General features: G+C 70.7%; 11 protein-coding genes. 4 read left to right on the forward strand and 7 right to left on the reverse strand.

All coding sequences use genetic code 11. The features are described 5' to 3' along the window. Positions 1–2 precede the first annotated feature (2 nt). The 6 genes from IEY95_RS45560 to IEY95_RS50515 all read right to left on the reverse strand — a co-directional run bounded on the left by IEY95_RS45560 (position 3) and on the right by IEY95_RS50515 (position 11,479). Complete coding sequence (locus IEY95_RS45560) at positions 3–6,368, reverse strand: non-ribosomal peptide synthetase (RefSeq protein ID WP_189192207.1); 6,366 nt, start codon at positions 6,366–6,368, stop codon at positions 3–5. After that, entirely contained in the window at positions 6,365–7,549 is a 1,185-nt protein-coding gene (locus tag IEY95_RS45565; protein WP_189192208.1) for a cytochrome P450, read from the reverse strand. Before IEY95_RS45565 ends, IEY95_RS45560 begins: the two co-directional genes overlap by 4 nt. A 2-nt stretch (positions 7,550–7,551) precedes the next feature. Further along, on the reverse strand, positions 7,552–8,553 hold the full coding sequence (gene sbnA / locus IEY95_RS45570; protein WP_189192209.1) for a 2,3-diaminopropionate biosynthesis protein SbnA: 1,002 nt from the start codon (positions 8,551–8,553) through the stop codon (positions 7,552–7,554). Next, the gene (locus tag IEY95_RS45575; RefSeq protein ID WP_189192210.1) at positions 8,537–9,382 is read right to left on the reverse strand and encodes a formylglycine-generating enzyme family protein; all 846 of its coding nucleotides are present in this window, start codon (positions 9,380–9,382) and stop codon (positions 8,537–8,539) included. Before IEY95_RS45575 ends, sbnA begins: the two co-directional genes overlap by 17 nt. After that, entirely contained in the window at positions 9,375–11,030 is a 1,656-nt protein-coding gene (locus IEY95_RS45580; protein ID WP_189192211.1) for a DUF885 family protein, read from the reverse strand. The genes IEY95_RS45575 and IEY95_RS45580 overlap by 8 nt, the downstream gene beginning before the upstream one ends. Positions 11,031–11,101: 71 nt before the next feature. After that, the gene (locus IEY95_RS50515; RefSeq protein WP_189192212.1) at positions 11,102–11,479 is read right to left on the reverse strand and encodes an MbtH family protein; all 378 of its coding nucleotides are present in this window, start codon (positions 11,477–11,479) and stop codon (positions 11,102–11,104) included. A 500-nt stretch (positions 11,480–11,979) separates the two neighbouring features. On the opposite strand from IEY95_RS50515, the gene IEY95_RS45590 reads away from it, so the two are divergent. The 4 genes from IEY95_RS45590 to IEY95_RS45605 all read left to right on the forward strand — a co-directional run bounded on the left by IEY95_RS45590 (position 11,980) and on the right by IEY95_RS45605 (position 16,370). Next, positions 11,980–12,879, forward strand: a complete 900-nt coding sequence (locus tag IEY95_RS45590) for a cupin-like domain-containing protein (protein ID WP_189192213.1) — start codon at positions 11,980–11,982, stop codon at positions 12,877–12,879. A gap of 50 nt (positions 12,880–12,929) precedes the next feature. Then, on the forward strand, positions 12,930–14,180 hold the full coding sequence (gene ectB, locus IEY95_RS45595; protein ID WP_189192214.1) for a diaminobutyrate--2-oxoglutarate transaminase: 1,251 nt from the start codon (positions 12,930–12,932) through the stop codon (positions 14,178–14,180). A gap of 126 nt (positions 14,181–14,306) precedes the next feature. Further along, the gene (locus IEY95_RS45600; RefSeq protein ID WP_189192215.1) at positions 14,307–15,593 is read left to right on the forward strand and encodes an MFS transporter; all 1,287 of its coding nucleotides are present in this window, start codon (positions 14,307–14,309) and stop codon (positions 15,591–15,593) included. A gap of 18 nt (positions 15,594–15,611) precedes the next feature. Then, positions 15,612–16,370, forward strand: a complete 759-nt coding sequence (locus IEY95_RS45605) for a thioesterase II family protein (protein WP_189192216.1) — start codon at positions 15,612–15,614, stop codon at positions 16,368–16,370. Between the two features lie 86 nt (positions 16,371–16,456). On the opposite strand, the gene IEY95_RS45610 is transcribed toward IEY95_RS45605, so the two are convergent. After that, a complete protein-coding gene (locus IEY95_RS45610) occupies positions 16,457–17,419 on the reverse strand; it encodes a ketoacyl-ACP synthase III family protein (protein ID WP_189192217.1) in 963 nt (320 codons plus the stop codon). Between the last annotated feature and the right edge of the window lie 113 nt (positions 17,420–17,532).

Consider the following 17,532-nt stretch of genomic DNA (forward strand, 5'->3'; position numbering starts at 1 on the left):
GATCAGGTCCTCTCCACCACGTCGCTCGCGGGAAGCAGCTCGGCCAGGGACGCGGCGTTGGCACCCGCCAGCGCACGCACCGTGGCATGCATCCGGCGGGCCAGCTCCGTCACGCCCGGCGCGTCGAACCGGCCGGCCTGGTAGCGGTAGGCCACCTGGTAGCCGCCGTCCCGCTCCTCGATGTCGACCAGGAGCGGGTAGGGGGCGGCTGCGGTGTCCAGGTCGGTCGTCTCCACCTCGAGGCCGGTCAGTTCGACGGGCCGGGAGGGCGGCTGCATCACGAGCATCACCTCGAACGGCGATCCGTCCCCGCCGGCGGCCGGGGTGAGCAGCGGCGCCAGCTCTTGGAAGGGCACGTTCGCGGACCGGTAGGCCCGCAGCGCACCCGCGCGAACGGCGGCCAGGGCGTCGGCCGGCGAGTCGGCCGGGGACAGGTCCACGGCCAGCACCGAGACGTTCAGCAGCGGGCCGACGACCCGCCGCCACTCGGGCCGGTCGCGCTGGGCGATCAGCGTGCCGAGCATGATCTGCTCGCGCTCGGCCGCCCCGCTGTGGATGAGCGCGGCCAGCGCGGTCGCGAACACCATGTAGGGAGTGGTGCCGGTACGGACGGCGAGGTCGCGCACCGCCGCGGCGAGGCCGACGTCGTAGGTGTCGGTGTGCTTGGCCGATACCTCCTCGCCCGGCGTGGACGGCACGGCCCGGCCCGGCAGCGGGGACCGCTGCGCCGGGCGGCCCGCCACGGCCCGCCACAGGGCCGCCGTCTCGCTGCGGTCGCGCCGCTCCCGCCAGGCCCGTTCGTCGTTGCAGTAGTCCGCGAACCCGTAGTCGGCCGCCGGGGGCGTCCGCCGGTTGTAGCGGTCGGCCAGTTCGTGCAGGAACACCGAGACGGACCAGCCGTCGCACACGATGTGGTCGATGTTGATGAACAGGCCCCAGTCCCGTTCCTCAAGCCGCGCGAGCAGCGCGCGAAACGGCAGCTCTTGGCGGAGGTCGGTGACGACCACGGCCTCGTCCTCGACCAGCCGGTCGAAGACCGCGTCGCCCAGTTCGGCCACCGGGCCGCGCAGGTCCAGGCGGGCGAGCTCGAACTCCTCAACCGGGCGGGCCGTCCAGGTGAGTTCGCCGCCGTCGGTAGCGAACCGGGCCAGCAGCACGGGGTGCGCGGCCAGGGTCTCGCGCAGCGCCTCCTGCAGTGCCTCCTCGTCCAGGTCGCCACGGAGGCGCAGCACCCCGGGCATGTTGTACGTCGGGGAATCCGGGTCGATCTCGCGCAGGAACCAAAAGCGCTGCTGTGCGGCGCTGGCGGGGACCGGACGGGCCGGGTCCGCGGGGGTCCGGTCCAGCACCCGGCCGGCAGTCGCCGGATCGGCCGCGCGCACGGCGCCGACGAAGTCACGCAGCCGCGGGGTGGCGAACACGACGTCGACCACCAGGCGCACGTCGAGCAGCGCGTTGACCCGGTCGATCATGGCGAGGGCGAGCAGGGAGTGGCCGCCGAGCTGGAAGAAGCTGTCGTCCCAGCCGATCGTGTCCAGCTCCAGCAGGTCCGCCCACAGGGTCCGGACGGTCGCGGCGAGCGGGTCGTCCAACTCGGCCGTGGCCTGGGTGGCTTCCGGCGCCGTGAACGACAGCGACCGGTAGTCGACCTTGCCGTTCTTGGAGCGGGGCAGCCGGCCGAGCTCGGCGATGATCGTCGGGATCATGTGCCGGGGCAGCAGGTCGGCGAGGACGACGCGGAACCGCTCGTCCTCGTCGAGGTCGAGGACCGCCGCCGGGCCCTGTGGCCCACCGGGACGGGACACGTACCCGACGAGCGAGGCGCCCGCCGGCCCGTGGTGGACCTTCACCGCGGCCTCGATGACGCCGGGGCACCGGCGCAGCGCGGCCTCGACCTCGCCGACCTCGATCCGCTGGCCGCGGATCTTGATCTGGGTGTCGGCACGCCCCAAAAACTCCAGGTCGCCGTCGGCGTTGACGCGGCCGAGATCGCCGGTGCGGTAGAGCCGCCCGCCGGGGGTGGCTGCGTACGGGTCCGGCACGAACATCTCGGCGGTCCGCCTTGGGTTGCCCCGGTAGCCGCGGCCGACCGCGCCGCCGCCGACGTGCAGCAGCCCAACTACACCGGGTGGCAACGGCTGCAGGTGTTCGTCGAAGACGTGCACGGTGGTGTTGGCGAGCGGCCGGCCGACCGAGGTGGTCATCGGTGCGTCGGGGCCGGTCGCGCACAGTCCTGCGGTGACGTCGTCGGTGCACTCCGCCGGACCGTAGGCGTTGTGCACGGGGATGCCGGGCAGCTCTCGTACCCAGCGCCGCAGCACGTCGTGGGTGAGGGTCTCGCCCGTGGACAGCATCACCCGCAGTGCGCCCGGGGCTGCGGCGAGGCCGGCGTCGAGCAGCGCCATGATGTTGGACGGCACCAGCTCCAGCATGGTCACGCCGCCGTCGACGACGGCCTTCAGCAGGCTCGCGGGCGACTGCGAGTGCGGCTCGGGCACGATCCGCACCCGGCCGCCGATCATCAGCGGGGTCAGCAGCTGCCACACGGAGATGTCGAAGGAGACCGGGGCGGTCTGGGCCACGCAGTCGTGCTCGGTGAGCCCGAAGTGCTCGGCCAACTGCCACATGTGGTTCATGACGCCGTAGTTGGTGGAGACGGCGGCCTTGGGAACCCCGGTGGAGCCGGAGGTGTGGATGATCGTCGAGGTGGCGTGGTCGTGGCCGAGCCTCGGCGGCCGGGCGTCGGTGGCGCCCGAGACCAGCTCGGCGAGGTCGAACACCTCACGGTCGCCGAACAGGTGGCGGCCCGAGAGGCCGGCGATGATCGCGGCCGGCTCGACCGCGTCGACCATCGCCTCGGCGCGCCGGGGCGCCTCGCGGGGGCTGATGGGCACGTAGGCGCCGTCGGCCTTGTGCAGGCCCACCAGCGCCACCAGGTAGTCGACGGACCGGTCTGCGCTCATCACGACGGTGCGGTCCGTGGCCACGCCGGCCGCCCGCAGTCGCTTGGCCACGTGGTTGGCGCGGGCGTCCAGCTCGGCGTAGGTCAGCCGGACCTGGCCGTCGTCGACCGCGATGCTGTGGGGGGCACGGTCGACCCAGCGTTCGAAGGAGTCGAGGTAGTTCCCCGGGCGCGGCACGTCGGGGCCGATCCCCCGGGCGACCAGCGCGGCGGCCTCGTCCTTGGCCAGCAGCGGCAGCGGGCCCCTCGCCCCGGCACCGATCCCGGCGAGCAGCACCGGCAGGGTCTGGGCCACCAGCTCGGCCTGGTCGCGGGAGACGGTGGCGCAGTCGTACTGGAGCTGGAAGTCCAGCACGTCGTCGCGGATCGCCACGTTCAGGCCGAGGTCGGACTGCGTGGTGTGGTCGGGGACCGAGTGACCGTGCAGGGTGAGGGCACCCGCGGGCAGCTCGGCGTGCTCGTCCCCGGTCACGATGCCGGCCGCGCCGGGCAGGGACGCCGTGTAGCAGGTGAACATGGCCTGGAAGATCGTGGCCGTCGCGGTGTCGCGGTCGGGGTTGACCAGCCGCACGATGTCGGACAGCGACATGTCCGCGTGGTCCAGCACGTCGAGGACGTGGCGGTGGGTGGCAGCGGCGAAGTCGGCGAACGGCATGTCGGGGCGGTAGGCGGAGCGCACCGGCACCACGTTGACGAGGTAGCCGACCCACTCGGCCAGGGATCGTTGGGTACGGCCCGCGGTGGGCACGCCGACGATCAGATCGGACTGGCCCGACAGGCGGTGCAGCAGCACCTGGTAGGCGGCGAGCAGCAGGTTGTGCAGGGTCAGACCGTGCTCGCGGGCGTACTCGGCCAGCGGAGCGCCGGGCACCTGGAAGGTCAGGGACTCGCGGGGCGCTGCGGCCTCGGGCCGGCCGAGGTCGGGGAGGGTGAGGGTGGGCAGTTCGCCGTCGAGTTCCGCCTGCCAGAAGTCGCTGCGGTCGCGGGGTGCGGCCGGGGCCGGCACCGGGCGGGGCGTGGCCTGCTCGCCGCGCAGTTCGGCGGCCAGGTCGGCCATGACGATCGCGACGGACGACACGTCGCACACGATGTGGTGCAGGGACAGCGCGAACAGCCAGTCGCTCTCGCGGCGCAGCAGGGCGGCCCGCAGCGGGGTGCCGGAGCCGAGGTCGAACGGGCGGGTCGCCAGGTCGCGGTACCAGGCGGCCACCCGCTCGGCGGGCCAGTCGCGCCCGTCGGTGACCTCGATGCCGGGGGCGGTGGTGTCGCGCACCTCGGCGTGCGGGGCGCCGTCGCGCGTGGTGATCGCCACGCGCAGGCTCGGGTGGCGGGCGGCAACGGCAGCCAGTGCGGTGCAAAGGGCGTCGGGGTCGACGGTCCCGGTGACACGGAACGCGCGGGTCACGTTGTAGTCGCCGCTGTCCGGCGCGGCCCGGTGCAGGAACCACAGGGCACGCTGGGCGGGGTTGAGCACGTAGCCGCCGGCTGGGGCGATGGGAGCGGCCGGCGCGGTCGCGGCGGCCGTGGTCGCCGCGGCCGCGAGCTCGGCGATCGATTCCGCACGCAGAGCCGCGGTGGGCGCCAGCTCGACCCCGAGCGCCTCCTCCAGGTTGTGGCGCAGCCGCACTGCGGTCAGTGAGTCGGCGCCGAGGTCGGCGAGGCAGGCATCGGCCGGCGGCGGCTGGGGCAGGCCGAGCAGGGCCCCGATGTGAAGGCGCAGCGCGTCGGTCAGGGAGTGGCCGGTCAGCAGGTCCGTGAGCGAGGACGTGTGCCCGCTGAGGGTGTCGTCGAGCAGGACGGGCAGGTCGCCGTCGAGGTAGCGGCCACGGGCCGCGTAGCGCTGGACCTTGCCGCTGGAGGTCTTGGTGATGGTGCCGGGCGGCACGACCAGGACGGTGCGGGCGGTGACACCGTGGACGCGCGACAGCGTGGCCCGCACCCGCGCGGCGATCTCGGAGTACCGCTCGGGCAAAGTGTGCGCGCCCACCTCCTGGCACACCACGACCGCTTCGTCGCCGTCGTGCTCGACGCCGAAGACGGCGCAGCGGCCGGGCCGGACCTCCGGGTGGCAGGTGCCGGCGTCGGCCTCCAGGTCCTCGGGATAGACGTTGCGGCCACGCTGGACGATGAGGTCCTTGGCACGCCCCACCACGAACAGCTCGTCGCCATCGCGGAAGCCGAGGTCGCCGGTGCGCAGGAAGGCCCCGAAGCTCTGCCCGCCCCAGTAGCCGGCGCCGTTGCTGTCGCCCGCGACAGCGATCTCGCCGACCTGCCCGGCGTCGAGTTCGCTGTCGCCGTCACGGTCGAGGACCTGCACGTCGGCGTGGTCGGGCAGCCGGTAGGCGGTCAGCTCCCGGCCGTCGTCGAAGGTCCGGGAGATGGTGGGTGCGACGGTCGTGACGAGCAGGGTCGCCTCGGCGAGGCCGTAGCAGGGCAGATGCGCCTGGGAGTGGAATCCGGTGTCGCGGAAGGCCTCGGTGAAGGCCCGCAGGGTGCGGGGGTAGACCTGGGCCGCGCCGTTGAACGCGACGCGCCAGCCGGACAGGTCGAGGCCGGCCTTCTCCTCCTCGGTCACCTTGCGCACACACAGGTCGTAGGCGAAGTTGGGGCCGCCGCTGATGTCGGCGCCCTCCGCGCTGATGGTCTCCAGCCAGCTCGCCGGGCGCCGGATGAATGACAGCGGGTCGAGGATGACGCCCTTGGCGCCCGTGTACAGGGGCTGCAGCATCGCGCCGATGAGGCCCATGTCGTGGTGGAGGGGAAGCCAGCTGACGATCGTGGAGTCCGGCGTGACGCCGAACGACCGCTGGATGGCTGCCTCGTTGTGCATCAGCGCACCATGGGTGACGACAACGCCGCGGGGCGTGCTGGTGGAGCCGGAGGTGTACTGGAGGAAGGCGACGTCGTCGGCGGCCGCGAGCGGCAGATCCGTGCCGTCGTCAGCGGTGACGGGCTCGATCAGGTCGGCGAGCAGCCAGTCGTGGGCCGCGGCGAACGCGCGCAGGTCCAAGTCCGCGTCGGCGGCGGCCAGATCCCGTACGAACGACAGGGACACGACGAGTGACACGTCGCAGTCCCGGGCCACGTTCAGCACCCGCCGCCGGGCGCCTTCGTCGATCGGCAGCGGCACGGGCACGGCGATCGCGCCCGCGGCGAGGCAGCCGAGGAAGGCGGGGGCGAATTCCGGCGCGGTCGGGAACAGCAGCAGCACGCGCGCGCCGGGCCGTATCCCCCTCTCGACAAGGGCGCGGGCCACGGCCATCGACCGGCCCCACAGCTGCCCGTAGGTCAGATCGACTCGTGGGCCGCCGCCGAGCGACGCGATCGACAGCGCCGGCTTTTGCGTCGAGTCCTGCGCGTGGGCGGCGAGCCGTGCGATCAGCCCGCCCGGGACGAACCCCGTCATTGCTCTTCCTTCCATGTGAACCGGACGGTCGCCTCACTCGCGCCGAACATGAGCCGCGGGTCGAGCAGGCGGGTACCGGCCGGGTCGATCGCGAAGTCCAGGGTGGAGTCCAGCAGTTCACGCAAGGCGATACGGATCTCCAGGCGAGCCAGCGGCGCGCCCAGGCAGTAGTGGATGCCGTGGCCGAAGGCGATGTGCGGGTTGTGCGAGCGCTCGATGTCGAACACCTGCGCTTCCTCGAAGACCCGCGGGTCGCGATTGGCGGCCGCGATCCACACCGACACCGACTGCCCGGCGGGGATCTCGTGTCCGCCGATCACGACGTCCCGGACGGTCTTGCGTTCCACCCGGGTGGTCTCCGAGCGGTACCGCATGACCTCGTCGATGGCCGAGTCGAGGAGTTCGGGCCGGGCCCGCAGCTTGGCGACGGCCTGCGGGTGCCGCCCGAGGACGATCATCGCGTTCACGAGGGTGATGGTCGCGGCCTGCCCGGTGGACATCAGCAGCGCTACCAGGCCGGCTATCTCGTCGTCGCCGAGACGCTCGCCGTCGATCTCGGCCGCGATGAGCTTGCTGGTCAGGTCGTCGGTGGGAGCGGCGCGCCGCCTGGCGATGAACCGGTGCAGATACGCCTCGGCGACCTGGGTCAACGTGAGGACCTTCTGCAAGCCGTTGCCCTGGGCGCTCGGGTCGGCCAGCACCAGGAGGTTTCTGGACCACTCCTGGAACAGCTGCTGGCCCTTGTCGGGAATGCCGAGCATCCGGGCGATGACCGTGGCCACGACCGGTGAGGCGAACTCCCGTACGTAGGCCACCTCGGCCCGGCCCCGCAGGTCCGCGAGGAAGGTCCGGACGGTCTCGCGGATCATCGGTTCGAGCCCGGCGACCCAGCGGGGGGTGAAGGCTTGGCTCACCAGGCCCCGCAGATTCCGGTGCCGGGGCGGGTCCATCCAGGTGAGGTTGCCCGTGCGGTACAGGCGCATGGGCGAGTCGTCGGGCACCGGCCGCACCACGGCGTTGGAGAAGGCGCCGTGGTGGGCGAGCACCTCCTTGACCTCCGGGTAGCCAAAGACGTGCCAGCCTCCGGCACCCGGGGCCTGGGTGACCGGGTCGCGGGCACGCAGCCAGTCGGTCAGCGCGGCCTCGTCGGCGGGTGGTGGCGTCCACACGCTCGTCGTCACGCTCATGCTCCCTCTGTTGCTACCGGTGTGAGGTGTTTGGCGACCCAGTCGTCCGCGTAGACCGTGTCGGCGTACGGTGTGCCGCTGTCGGCGCACAGGAACGCCACCACCGGCTCGGGGCCCGTGTGTCCGTCGAAGTGACGGGTGATCGCGGCGTAGACGCAGCCGGTGGAACCGCCTGCGTAGATCCCGTGGTCCCGCAGTAGGGCCCGGCAGCCGGCTACCTCGTCCCACTCGGACAGCACGACCACTTTTCGGATCCAGGCGTCGTCGATGAGTGGCGGACGGATGCTGGAGCCAATGCCTGGGATGCGCCGACGGGCCGGCGGGGCGCCGAAGATCGCCGAACCCTCGACGTCGACGGCGACCACGGCAGCCTGCGGATGTTCCTCGCCGAGCCGGCGGGAGAGCCCGTTGATCGTCGCGCCGGTGCCGACCCCCACGAAGAGATAGTCGAGGGGGCCGACGTCGTCGAGCAGTTCCCGCGCGGTCAGCTCGTAGTGGCCGCGCGCGCCGTCCGGATTGGCGTACTGGTCCGGCCAGTACACGTCCGGCAGCTCCGCGCGCAGCTCGGCGACCCGCGCGAGCCGGCTCAGCAGGTAGCCGCCGGTGCTGTCCGGCTCGGTGACCTTCTCCACCCGCGCGCACAGCCGCCGCAGCGTTCGCTCGGTGGCCGCGTTCACGTTCGGGTCCAGCACCGGCACGAACGGCACGTCCAGCTCGTTCAGAAACGATGCGAGGGCGAGGGCGAAGTTCCCGGAGGACGACTCGACCACCGTGGTGCTCTGGGTAATCTCGCCGCGCCGCACCGCCTCACGCAGGATCCAGATCGCGGCTCGGTCCTTCGCGCTTCCCGTCCGGTTCTCCAACTCCATCTTGGCGTAGAGCCGGATGCCTGGGTGAGGCAGCCGCACGACCGGGGTCTTGGGCAGGTCGCCCAGGAGCGCACTGACCCGGTCGAGCAGCTCCCAGTCGGTCTGTGCTTGGTCAACGTGCGCAAACACGGAAGCCCATGTCGTAGCAGCTGTAGTCAGGCAGGTTGTAGATCCGCACCCATGCCAGGCAGCCACGGGGGTCACAGTTGTTGTAGAACGAGCCGCCACGAATCACGCCGAGCTCGACCGAGCCCGCCTTCGTCTTGATGACACGACCCGGCTTGGTCTCGTCGTACGGGTAGTGGTGGAAGGCGCTGGAGGTGATCTCCCAGACGTTGCCCGTGAGTTCCTGGTGGCCGTACGGGCCGACGTTCTTCGGGTAGGCGTCGACGGGGGTGGTGTCGGCGACGTTCATGGTGTGGTTGCAGTGCTCGGCGGTGGGCTCTTCATTGCCCCACGCGTAGGCGCGGCCGTCGGTGCCTCGCGTCGCCTTCTCCCACTCAGCCTCGGTGGGCAGCCGGGTACCGGACCACTCGCAGTAGGCGAGGACGTCGAAGGAGCTGACGTGGGTGACCGGGTGGTCGTCCTTGCCCTCCAGGGTCGAGTCCGCACCGTGCGGGGTGCGCCAGGTCGCTCCGTCGATCTCCTTCCACAGGTAGTCCTGGTCGGGGACGACGACGGCGGGGTCGCCGATCCACACCCAGCTCTTGCCCTTCTTCTCCGCGCTGGTCACATGGCCGGTCGCCTCAACGAAGCGCCGGAACTCCGCGACGGTGACCGGGTACTTGGCCATACGGAACTCGGCCACGTCGACCTGGTGCTCGGGCGCGGCAGCCCGAGGCTTGCCGTCCTCGCGCAGCTCGCCGGAGCCCATGGTGAAGGGGCCGCCGGGGACGGTGACCCAGTAGTCCGCGGGAATTGCCTCGGCGGGCGTCACTTCGGTCAACACCTCAGTCACGGTTTCTCCTTAACGTCGTTGTGGATGCGGTCGGAACGTGCCGGCCGTCGAGGTAGTAGCGCCATACGGTTGACAGCGGCGCGCTGCCGCAGCGCAGCAGCCGGTCGTGGAAGGACTTCAGGTCGGCGGCCGAATCGCGGACACCGGCCAGCTCGCGCCACCGTCGGATGTGCAATTTGCCGAGCGTGTACATGGCACCGGCCGGGTTGGCGGCCACGGCCAGCACCTCGCGGCCGGCGCGTTCGGGCGACCACGCGCACAGCGTGGCGGCCTCGGCGGCGGCAGCGCCGAACTTTCTCCGTCCGGAGTGGACGGAGAGGAACACCAGCAGGCGCGTGGCGGCCTCCAGCGCATAGCGCAGGGCGGCAACCTCGACGAGCGGACGCCCCTCGGCGAGGCCGCGCTCGATCGCCAGTTCCTCGGTGTAGTGGGCCCATCCTTCGCTGGTCCCGGGGAACCACGGCATGCACCTGCGGATCACGCCGGCGTGCTCGGGTGTGGCCTCGTGGTGCAGGTAGTGGCCGGGGACGGCCTCGTGCACGGCGATCATCTCGAGCATCGGCTCGTTGAGGTAATCGCGGAGTGCGGCGGGGTCGTCCGGCTCGGGGACGTGCAGCACGTGCGGCTGCGGCACCTTCTCCAGCGCTCCGGCGTGGTCGAAGACAACAGCCGCCGAGGTCGACGCGTCGCGGGCGGGCCGGATGTCGAGACCGTACCGGCTGGTGAGGGTGACGACGTCCTGCTCGGCCCAGAACTCCCGCAGCCGCTCAATGATCCCCGACAAGACGGTGACCACCGATCCGGCCGGCAGCTGGGCGCTCAGCAGTTCGTACGCCTCCTGCCGGTTGCGCACACCCAGGTGCGCGGCGAGCGCGTCGAGGCGGGCCACCAGGTGCCGCACCTCGGCTTCGGTCTGCGCGAGCAGTTCGTCCACCGGTGTGTCGATCCCCTCGGCCGCCTCGAGGTAGGCGGCGAGCAGGTCGGGACCGAAGGTCGCACGTGCCGGCTGGGTGGCCGCGACCGCGTCCGCAAAGCCTGCGAACGCAGCGCTTGCCGCGTCGGCCAGCTCCAGGAGAGAGCTGTCGGCAACGTCCGGCCGCACCGCGACGAGCTGCGCGACGACGTTGGGAACGGATGCCGCGCGAGCCCTGGCATTCTCGATGCCACTGATGCGCTCGCCCGCCGGCAGCGTGCGGCCGAACGTCTTCGCCGCGGCAGCGAGGAAGTCCGGCAACTGCACGAGGTGCCGCGACAACGCCGCGACGCGCTCGTCGAGCGGCGCGTATTCGCTCCGCAGGTAGACGTGCACGTCGGTCTCGGCGAGCCACAGGTCGGGCCCGCGGTGCGGCCGGCCGCGCTCGGCGATGCGGAACCGCTCGTCGGTGAGTACCCGCATCGCCGTGCCAAGGTCCGCTCGCACCTCGGGGTCCGCGTCCTCGGGCAGGGCCTCGAGCCGCGCGCGGACCGCAGTCAGCAGACCGTCCACATCGGACGGAGCGTCGGCCGAGACCTCAGGCAGCCGGGCATCGAATTCGTGACAGCCCGCCCGCCTGCCCACCTGCGGATATCGCTCGAAAACATAGTCGACCACAGCAGAAACGGAACTCAGGGCAGCAGACGTCATTTCACTTTTCTCAGAGAGCAGCAAGCCAACGGCGCGCGGGAAACGAACGCGGAATATCCGTTCGCGGCATGCGCGAAGGATTCACCCGGAGAGGACTAGGCCACTTCAGGGCCCGGATTGGGCTCGATGACGTTTCCGTCCTCGCCGTAGATCACGTCGTCGTCGAGGCTGGCAAGCATGTTGCGCAGCTCCTCCGGAGACATGGCCTTCAGTTCGTCAGCGTCCACCAGCTGTGAGAGAACCATTCGACTTCCCTGTGCGATGAGAGATCCGGCATTTTCGAGGGCTTCGCGCACGCTCTTCGGGCGCATGTCGGTCCATGCGCTTTCGATGTGGTCGAGGCATTCCTTGCGCGGGCGAGGGGCGCCCACCGCAGTCCAGCCGCCCGGCAGATCGTGGGCCGCCGGCCAAATCGAGTACTGTTCCTCGCCGTTTATCACCACGAGGTATTCGGCATTCTCGTCGTCGAACATCAGATCAGTTTCCCCATACAGTCGTTCCCGATTGGAGAGAGGCGGGATGCACTGAAATGCATCTCCGCAGTTCGGCGGGGCTCAAGCTAGGTCAGGTCGATTCAGAGTGTCAAGGAATCCCTGACGGCCCGGCCGAACACCAAAATGAACAACGCGGCAACGGCCATTATTGGGGTCGCGCGAGACAAGGTGGCCAACTGCGGCTGAACGCAACCAGCCTTGACCGTATGGCGGGATCTGGGAATCCTCGAATCCCTGCAGGCGCGCTGCGCAGGCCGAAAGGGAAAAGGCCAGAGCGATCGCAGGTGCCGGACTCTTCGCCCCCACGATCCGAAAGATTACGAGTCGGGCGGAAACCGTCCAAGTGAAGCCCGGCACCGCCTGAACATGAGCTGTTCTCGGACCGGCCACCGCCCACTGTTCGACCGGTGCCGGGCTCCACTTGGACAGCAGCCCCTCCTGCGGGTGCCCACCGATGCGGAAGACGATAGGAGATGTCCGTGACAACGACGGCCCAACCGGTCTCTGTGGACGTACGGACCGAGCTGAGCCCCGAGGAGTTCCGCGCCACGTACATGGGGCGCAGACCAGTGGTGATGCGCGGCGCGGCCGCACACATGCCCGCAGTGTCCACCTGGTCGGCCGCCCACCTCGGCAAGGTGGCACCCGACCAGCAGGTACGTGTCAAGGTCGGTACTGTCTCCGCGGGTCGCACCGCGCTCGTCCGCCTCGCCGACTACGCGCGCGAACTCGCGGCGTGGGACGCCGCGGTCACCAGGGGGGACGATGCCGGCGATCCGCCCGGCTACCTGCACGATGTGCCACTGCTGTCGATGGTGCCCGCGCTGCGCCGCGACCTGGAGCCGTTCCCCTGCGACTACTTCCCACCGTTCTTCCGCGATCAGTGGTGGGCGTTCACGCAGTTCTTCGTCGGCCCCGCGCGCGCGGTGACCCCGCTGCACTTCGACACACTGCTCACCCACAACCTGTTCTTCCAGATACAGGGGTCCAAGCGGTTCGTCATGGTGGCCGACGCCGAGCGCGACAAGTGCCACACGTACAACTGGCGATGGGCCGCGGTCGACCCGGAGGCACCGGACCTCGACCGGTACCCGCTCTTCCGTGACGCGACGGTGCTGACGTGCGATGTCGAGGCGGGCGACGTCTTCTACATGCCACCGGGGACGCTCCACAAGGTCACCTCGCCCGGCGCGTCGATCTCGTTCAACATCGACTGGCACGACCGCGCCAGCGCACTACGCGGCGTCGCCGCAGTGCGCGAAGGCATGCCGCTGAAGAACCTGCGCTACAACCTGCTGTTCGCGCTCGGGGTCGTCGCCGGTGTGCCACGTGGCCTGCTGATGCCGGGACTTCGCTCGTACTACTCCTACATCTCCTAGCCAAGGCCGGACTCCGGTCGCGCTACTCCTCTCCCAAGGAAGGGGCTTTCATGAGCATCTTCAGCCAGTACGAGTCGAACGTGCGGTCCTACAGCAGGCGCTGGCCGGTCGTCTTCTCCCGCTCCAGCGGCAGCTACCTGTACACCGAGGAAGGCCGACGCTGGCTCGACTTCTTCGCCGGGGCCGGCTCGCTGAACTACGGGCACAACAATCCCGTGCTCAAGCGAGCGCTGCTGGACTACATCGGCAACGACGGCGTCACTCACGCGCTCGACATGTTCACCACCGCACGGCACAGCCTGCTCGAGGCCCTCGTCGAGGTCGTACTGCAGCCGCGGGGCATGGACCATAAGGTGATCTTTCCGGGCCCGGGCGGCGCCAACGCCGTCGAGGCGGCCCTGAAGCTGGCCCGCACGGTCACCGGCCGCAGCGAGGTCGTGCACTTCACCAACTCCTTCCACGGAGCGACGCTCGGCGCGCTCGCGGTCACGGGCAATCCCTCGCACCGCCGCTCCGCCGGTATGCCGCTGACCGGCGCGACCCCCGTGCCGTTCGACGGCCAGGACGGGGTCCCCCGCCCGGAACACCTGGCGCGGCTCCTGGCCAACCCGGGCAGCGGGCTGGACCGGCCGGCCGCGGTGATCGTGGAGACCGTCCAGGCCGAGGGCGGGGTGAACGTGGCGAGCACCGAGTGGCTGCGGGAGCTCGCGGACCTGTGCCGGGAGCACGAGATCCTGCTGATCGTCGACGACATCCAGGCCGGCTGCGGACGGACCGGCCCGTTCTTCAGCTTCGAGGACGCGGGCATCGTGCCGGACCTGATCTGCCTGTCGAAGTCGATCGGCGGATACGGGCTGCCGCTCGCGCTCACCCTGGTCCGGCCGGAGCTGGACGTGTGGCAGCCGGGCGCCCACAGCGGCACGTTCCGCGGCGTGAACCCGGCGTTCGTCACCGCGACGGCAGCACTGCGCACCTACTGGCAGGACGACGCACTGGAGAAGTCGACGCGCGCCAGGGGCGAATGGATAGGAAACGCCCTGCAGGACATCGTCAACGCCCACCCCGACGCGGGCCTGTCCACCCGCGGCCGCGGCCTCATCCATGGTCTGGTGGTCGGCGCGGGCCTGGCGGACGCGGTGGCCGACGAGGCCTTCGCGCGGGGTCTGCTGGTGGAGACCGCCGGTCCGCGGGACGAAGTCGTCAAGCTGCTGCCGCCGTTGACGGCCTGCGACGCGGAACTGGCCGAGGGGCTCGCCATCCTCGAGGCGTCCGTGCGTGAGGTGGTTGAACGGGCCGGATGAGCAGGATCATGAACGCTCCGACCATCAGTCGTCAGTGACCCGAGACAGGAATCCGCTTGTGACGTCGCAGAACATCGACCACGTTCGCGTCCCATCGCACGCCCCGACACAACGGAGAGCACGCTGATGACGCAAGAAAAGGGCAACGGCAAGCGGCGCGTCCTGGCCGAAGCGCTGGCGCCGCTCTCCATCCGGGAGTTCCGCATCCTGTGGACCGGGCAGGCCGTGTCGGCCGCCGGCGGCGGGATGACCAAGGTGGCGCTGATCTTCGCCGTGCTGGCGGTGGACGGCTCGGTCACCGACATCGGGCTCGTGATGACCGCGCAGGTCCTGACGCAGGTCCTGTTCACACTGGCCGGCGGGGTGTGGGCGGACCGGCTGCGCCGCCAGTTCCTGATGCTGACGTCCGATCTGATCCGCGCAGCCACACAGCTGGGGCTGGCCGTTCTCCTGCTGTCCGATGCTGCCCAGGTGTGGCATCTGGCCGCCGGCGCGGCAGTCTTCGGCGGCGCCCAGGCGTTCTTCGGTCCGGCGTCCAGAGGCCTGATGGCAGAAATCATGCCGCCGGAACAACTCCAGCGCGGCAACGCACTGATGTCCTTTTGCATCAGCGCCTCCACGGTACTGAGCCCGGCGCTGGCCGGCGTGGTGATCGCGTTGTGGGGCCCGGGACTGGTGCTGGCCCTGGATGCTGTCACGTTCGTCGTGAGCGCTGCGTCGCTGGCGATGCTGCGGCTCGCCCCTCGCACCACCCCCGCGCCCGAGACGTTCTGGCGTGACCTGGGCACCGGCTGGCGCGAGTTGTCCGTACGACGGTGGCTGTGGCTCAACATGATCGTGCACATGCTGCAGAACCTGGCGGTCGCGGCGTATTACGTGCTCGGCCCCGCGATCGCGGACGCGTCGCTGGGCGGGCCGTCCGCCTGGGGCATCATCGTCTCGGGCTTCGCGGCCGGCGCCCTCACGGGCGGGTTCGTCGCACTGAAGCTGGAGCCGAGCAGGCCACTGATCGTCGGCAACCTCGCGCTGGCCCTGACCGCGCTGCCGCTGCTGGCATTCGCGGTGCCGCTGCCGCTGTGGGCCGTGGTGGGCTCGGCGTTCCTCAGCGGCGCGGCCACTTTGTTCCTCGACGCCCTGTGGCAGGCCTCGATGCAGCAGTTGATTCCCGCGGAGGTGATGTCGCGGGTCGAGTCCTACGACTGGCTGATCTCCACGATCGCCGCGCCGCTCGGCCTCGCCCTGGTGGGCCCACTGGCCAACCAGACCGGTCAGGCCCAGACCCTGCTGATCGCCGCCGTGATGATCGTCATCCCGTGCAGCCTCACCCCGCTGGTGCCCGGCATCCGCGCGGTCCGGCGCAGTTCCGACGGCAAGATCACCGGCCCGGTACCGCAGCGGCCCGCCCACGTGTGAGACGACGAACGAGGAGCCATGACCAAGGGACAGGGTGGGTGGATCCGCCGGTACCGGGCGGCGCCCGAGGCGGGGGTGCAAGTGGTGTGCCTCCCGCATGCCGGCGGATCCGCAACCTACTTCCGGCCGATGGCGATGGCGCTGTCCCCCACGGCCGAGGTGTTGGCCGTGCAGTATCCCGGCCGGATGGACCGCGTCGACGAACCGTACGCCGGCGACTTCGAGGAGCTGACCGAGCGCACGTTCGCCGCGGTGCGTCGCGAAGTGGACAGGCCAATGGCGCTGTTCGGGCACAGCATGGGCGCGCTGCTGGCGTTCCAGGTGGCCAAGCGTCTGGAGGCTGAAGGAGTCCTACCGCTGGCGCTGTTCGCGTCGGGAGCGCAGCCACCTGGTCGGTCGCTCACCCGGCACACACACCCACCGACCGACGAGGAACTGATCGCGGACCTCGCCACGCTGGGCGGCACCGACGAGCGGCTGCTGGACCACCCGGACATGCGCGTGCTGGTGCTGTCCGCGCTGCGCGCGGACTACCGGATCCTGGAGTCCTGCCGGCGCGACGACGCCGCGCTGGCGTGCCCGGTGGTGTCGCTGACCGGTGACAACGACCCCGTTGTCTCGGTCGATGACGCGGCCGCATGGGCGAACCACACCGCCGACCGGTTCGACCTGCACGTCTTTCCCGGTAAGCACTTCTACCTCGACGACCACTGGGCCGGTGTGAGCACGGTGGTCACGAAACATCTCGGGGCGCACGAGCCGACCCGGATGGGGTGACACAGCGCGAAGCACCCCCTTGCCCGCGTCGCGGGCAAGGGGGTGCTTCGCGCTGTGTGATGCCGCAGGTGGCGACTACCTGGCCTTTAGTCACCGACCTGCCATGAGGGCTTGGTCAGGATCTCCAGCACAGCGCAGCCGAAGGAGAACCCGGTGGAGTCACCCAGCATGACGACCCGGTCCCCCGCCTCCACGGCCCCCGTCTCCAGCAGGTGGGTGAGCCCGACGAACGAGTCACCCCCGCTGATGAAATGGCCGACCGTGCGTCCCAGGCCCCAGGTCGTGCGCTCGTCCTCGATCCCGAACTCGGCGCAGAAATCTCTGTCGACCAGGAACCGCCCGGAGTACGGCAAGAGCCAGTGCCGGATGTCGCCGGCTTCGACCCCGGCGTCGGCGAGCGCGGCGCGTACGCAGTCACGTCTGGCCTCGGTCATCGTCCGCATCATCGACATGACCCGCTTGCGCTGGGCCTGGCGGTACTCCTGGCGGTCTGCGAACCGACCGGGGTCGAGTGCGGTCAGCCCGCTGAATCTGCCGTCGCCGACGATCTCGGTGGCGAGGAGCCGCGCGACGCCGTCCCCACGGCCCAGCACCATGGCGGTCGCCCCGTCGCCGGGCACGCCGCCCTGGTCTTCGCGGTAACGGTCGCACTCCCGCGCGTACTTGTCCGCCGAGGTCAGCACGGCCGCACCGCCGGCGGACACGTACATCGCGCCGACCTCCAGCGCCGCGAGCGCGCCGTTGCAGCCCTGCCGCAGCCCGAAGGCCCGAGCCCGGCCGTCGTGGGCCATGCCCTGGACGTAGGAGGCCGGCTCGGAGATGCCCTCCGGGCCCTGTTCGTCCACGTAGGCGTGGACGAACAGGGCGATGTCGGCCGGGTCGACGGCGGACCGGGCGATCGCGACGCGCGCGGCGTCGACGGCCATGTCGGCCGCGCATATCGGGCCCGCGACCGCGATCGACTCGTAGCCGTGTGCTTCACGGACGGCCGGGTCGTACCGGCCGGCCGCCACCGCGGCCTCGACTGGCTCCCGGTCTCCCAGAACCACTGCACAGGACCGGACGTACACATCGCCCCAACGCACGCGACAACCTCCAAGAGCAGTACGGGTGTTGAGAGTGAGCAAGCCCGACCGTAACGATCTCCGCTCAGGTCCGGCAA

Source organism: Streptomyces albiflavescens, assembly GCF_014645835.1.
Lineage (GTDB): Bacteria > Actinomycetota > Actinomycetes > Streptomycetales > Streptomycetaceae > Streptomyces > Streptomyces albiflavescens.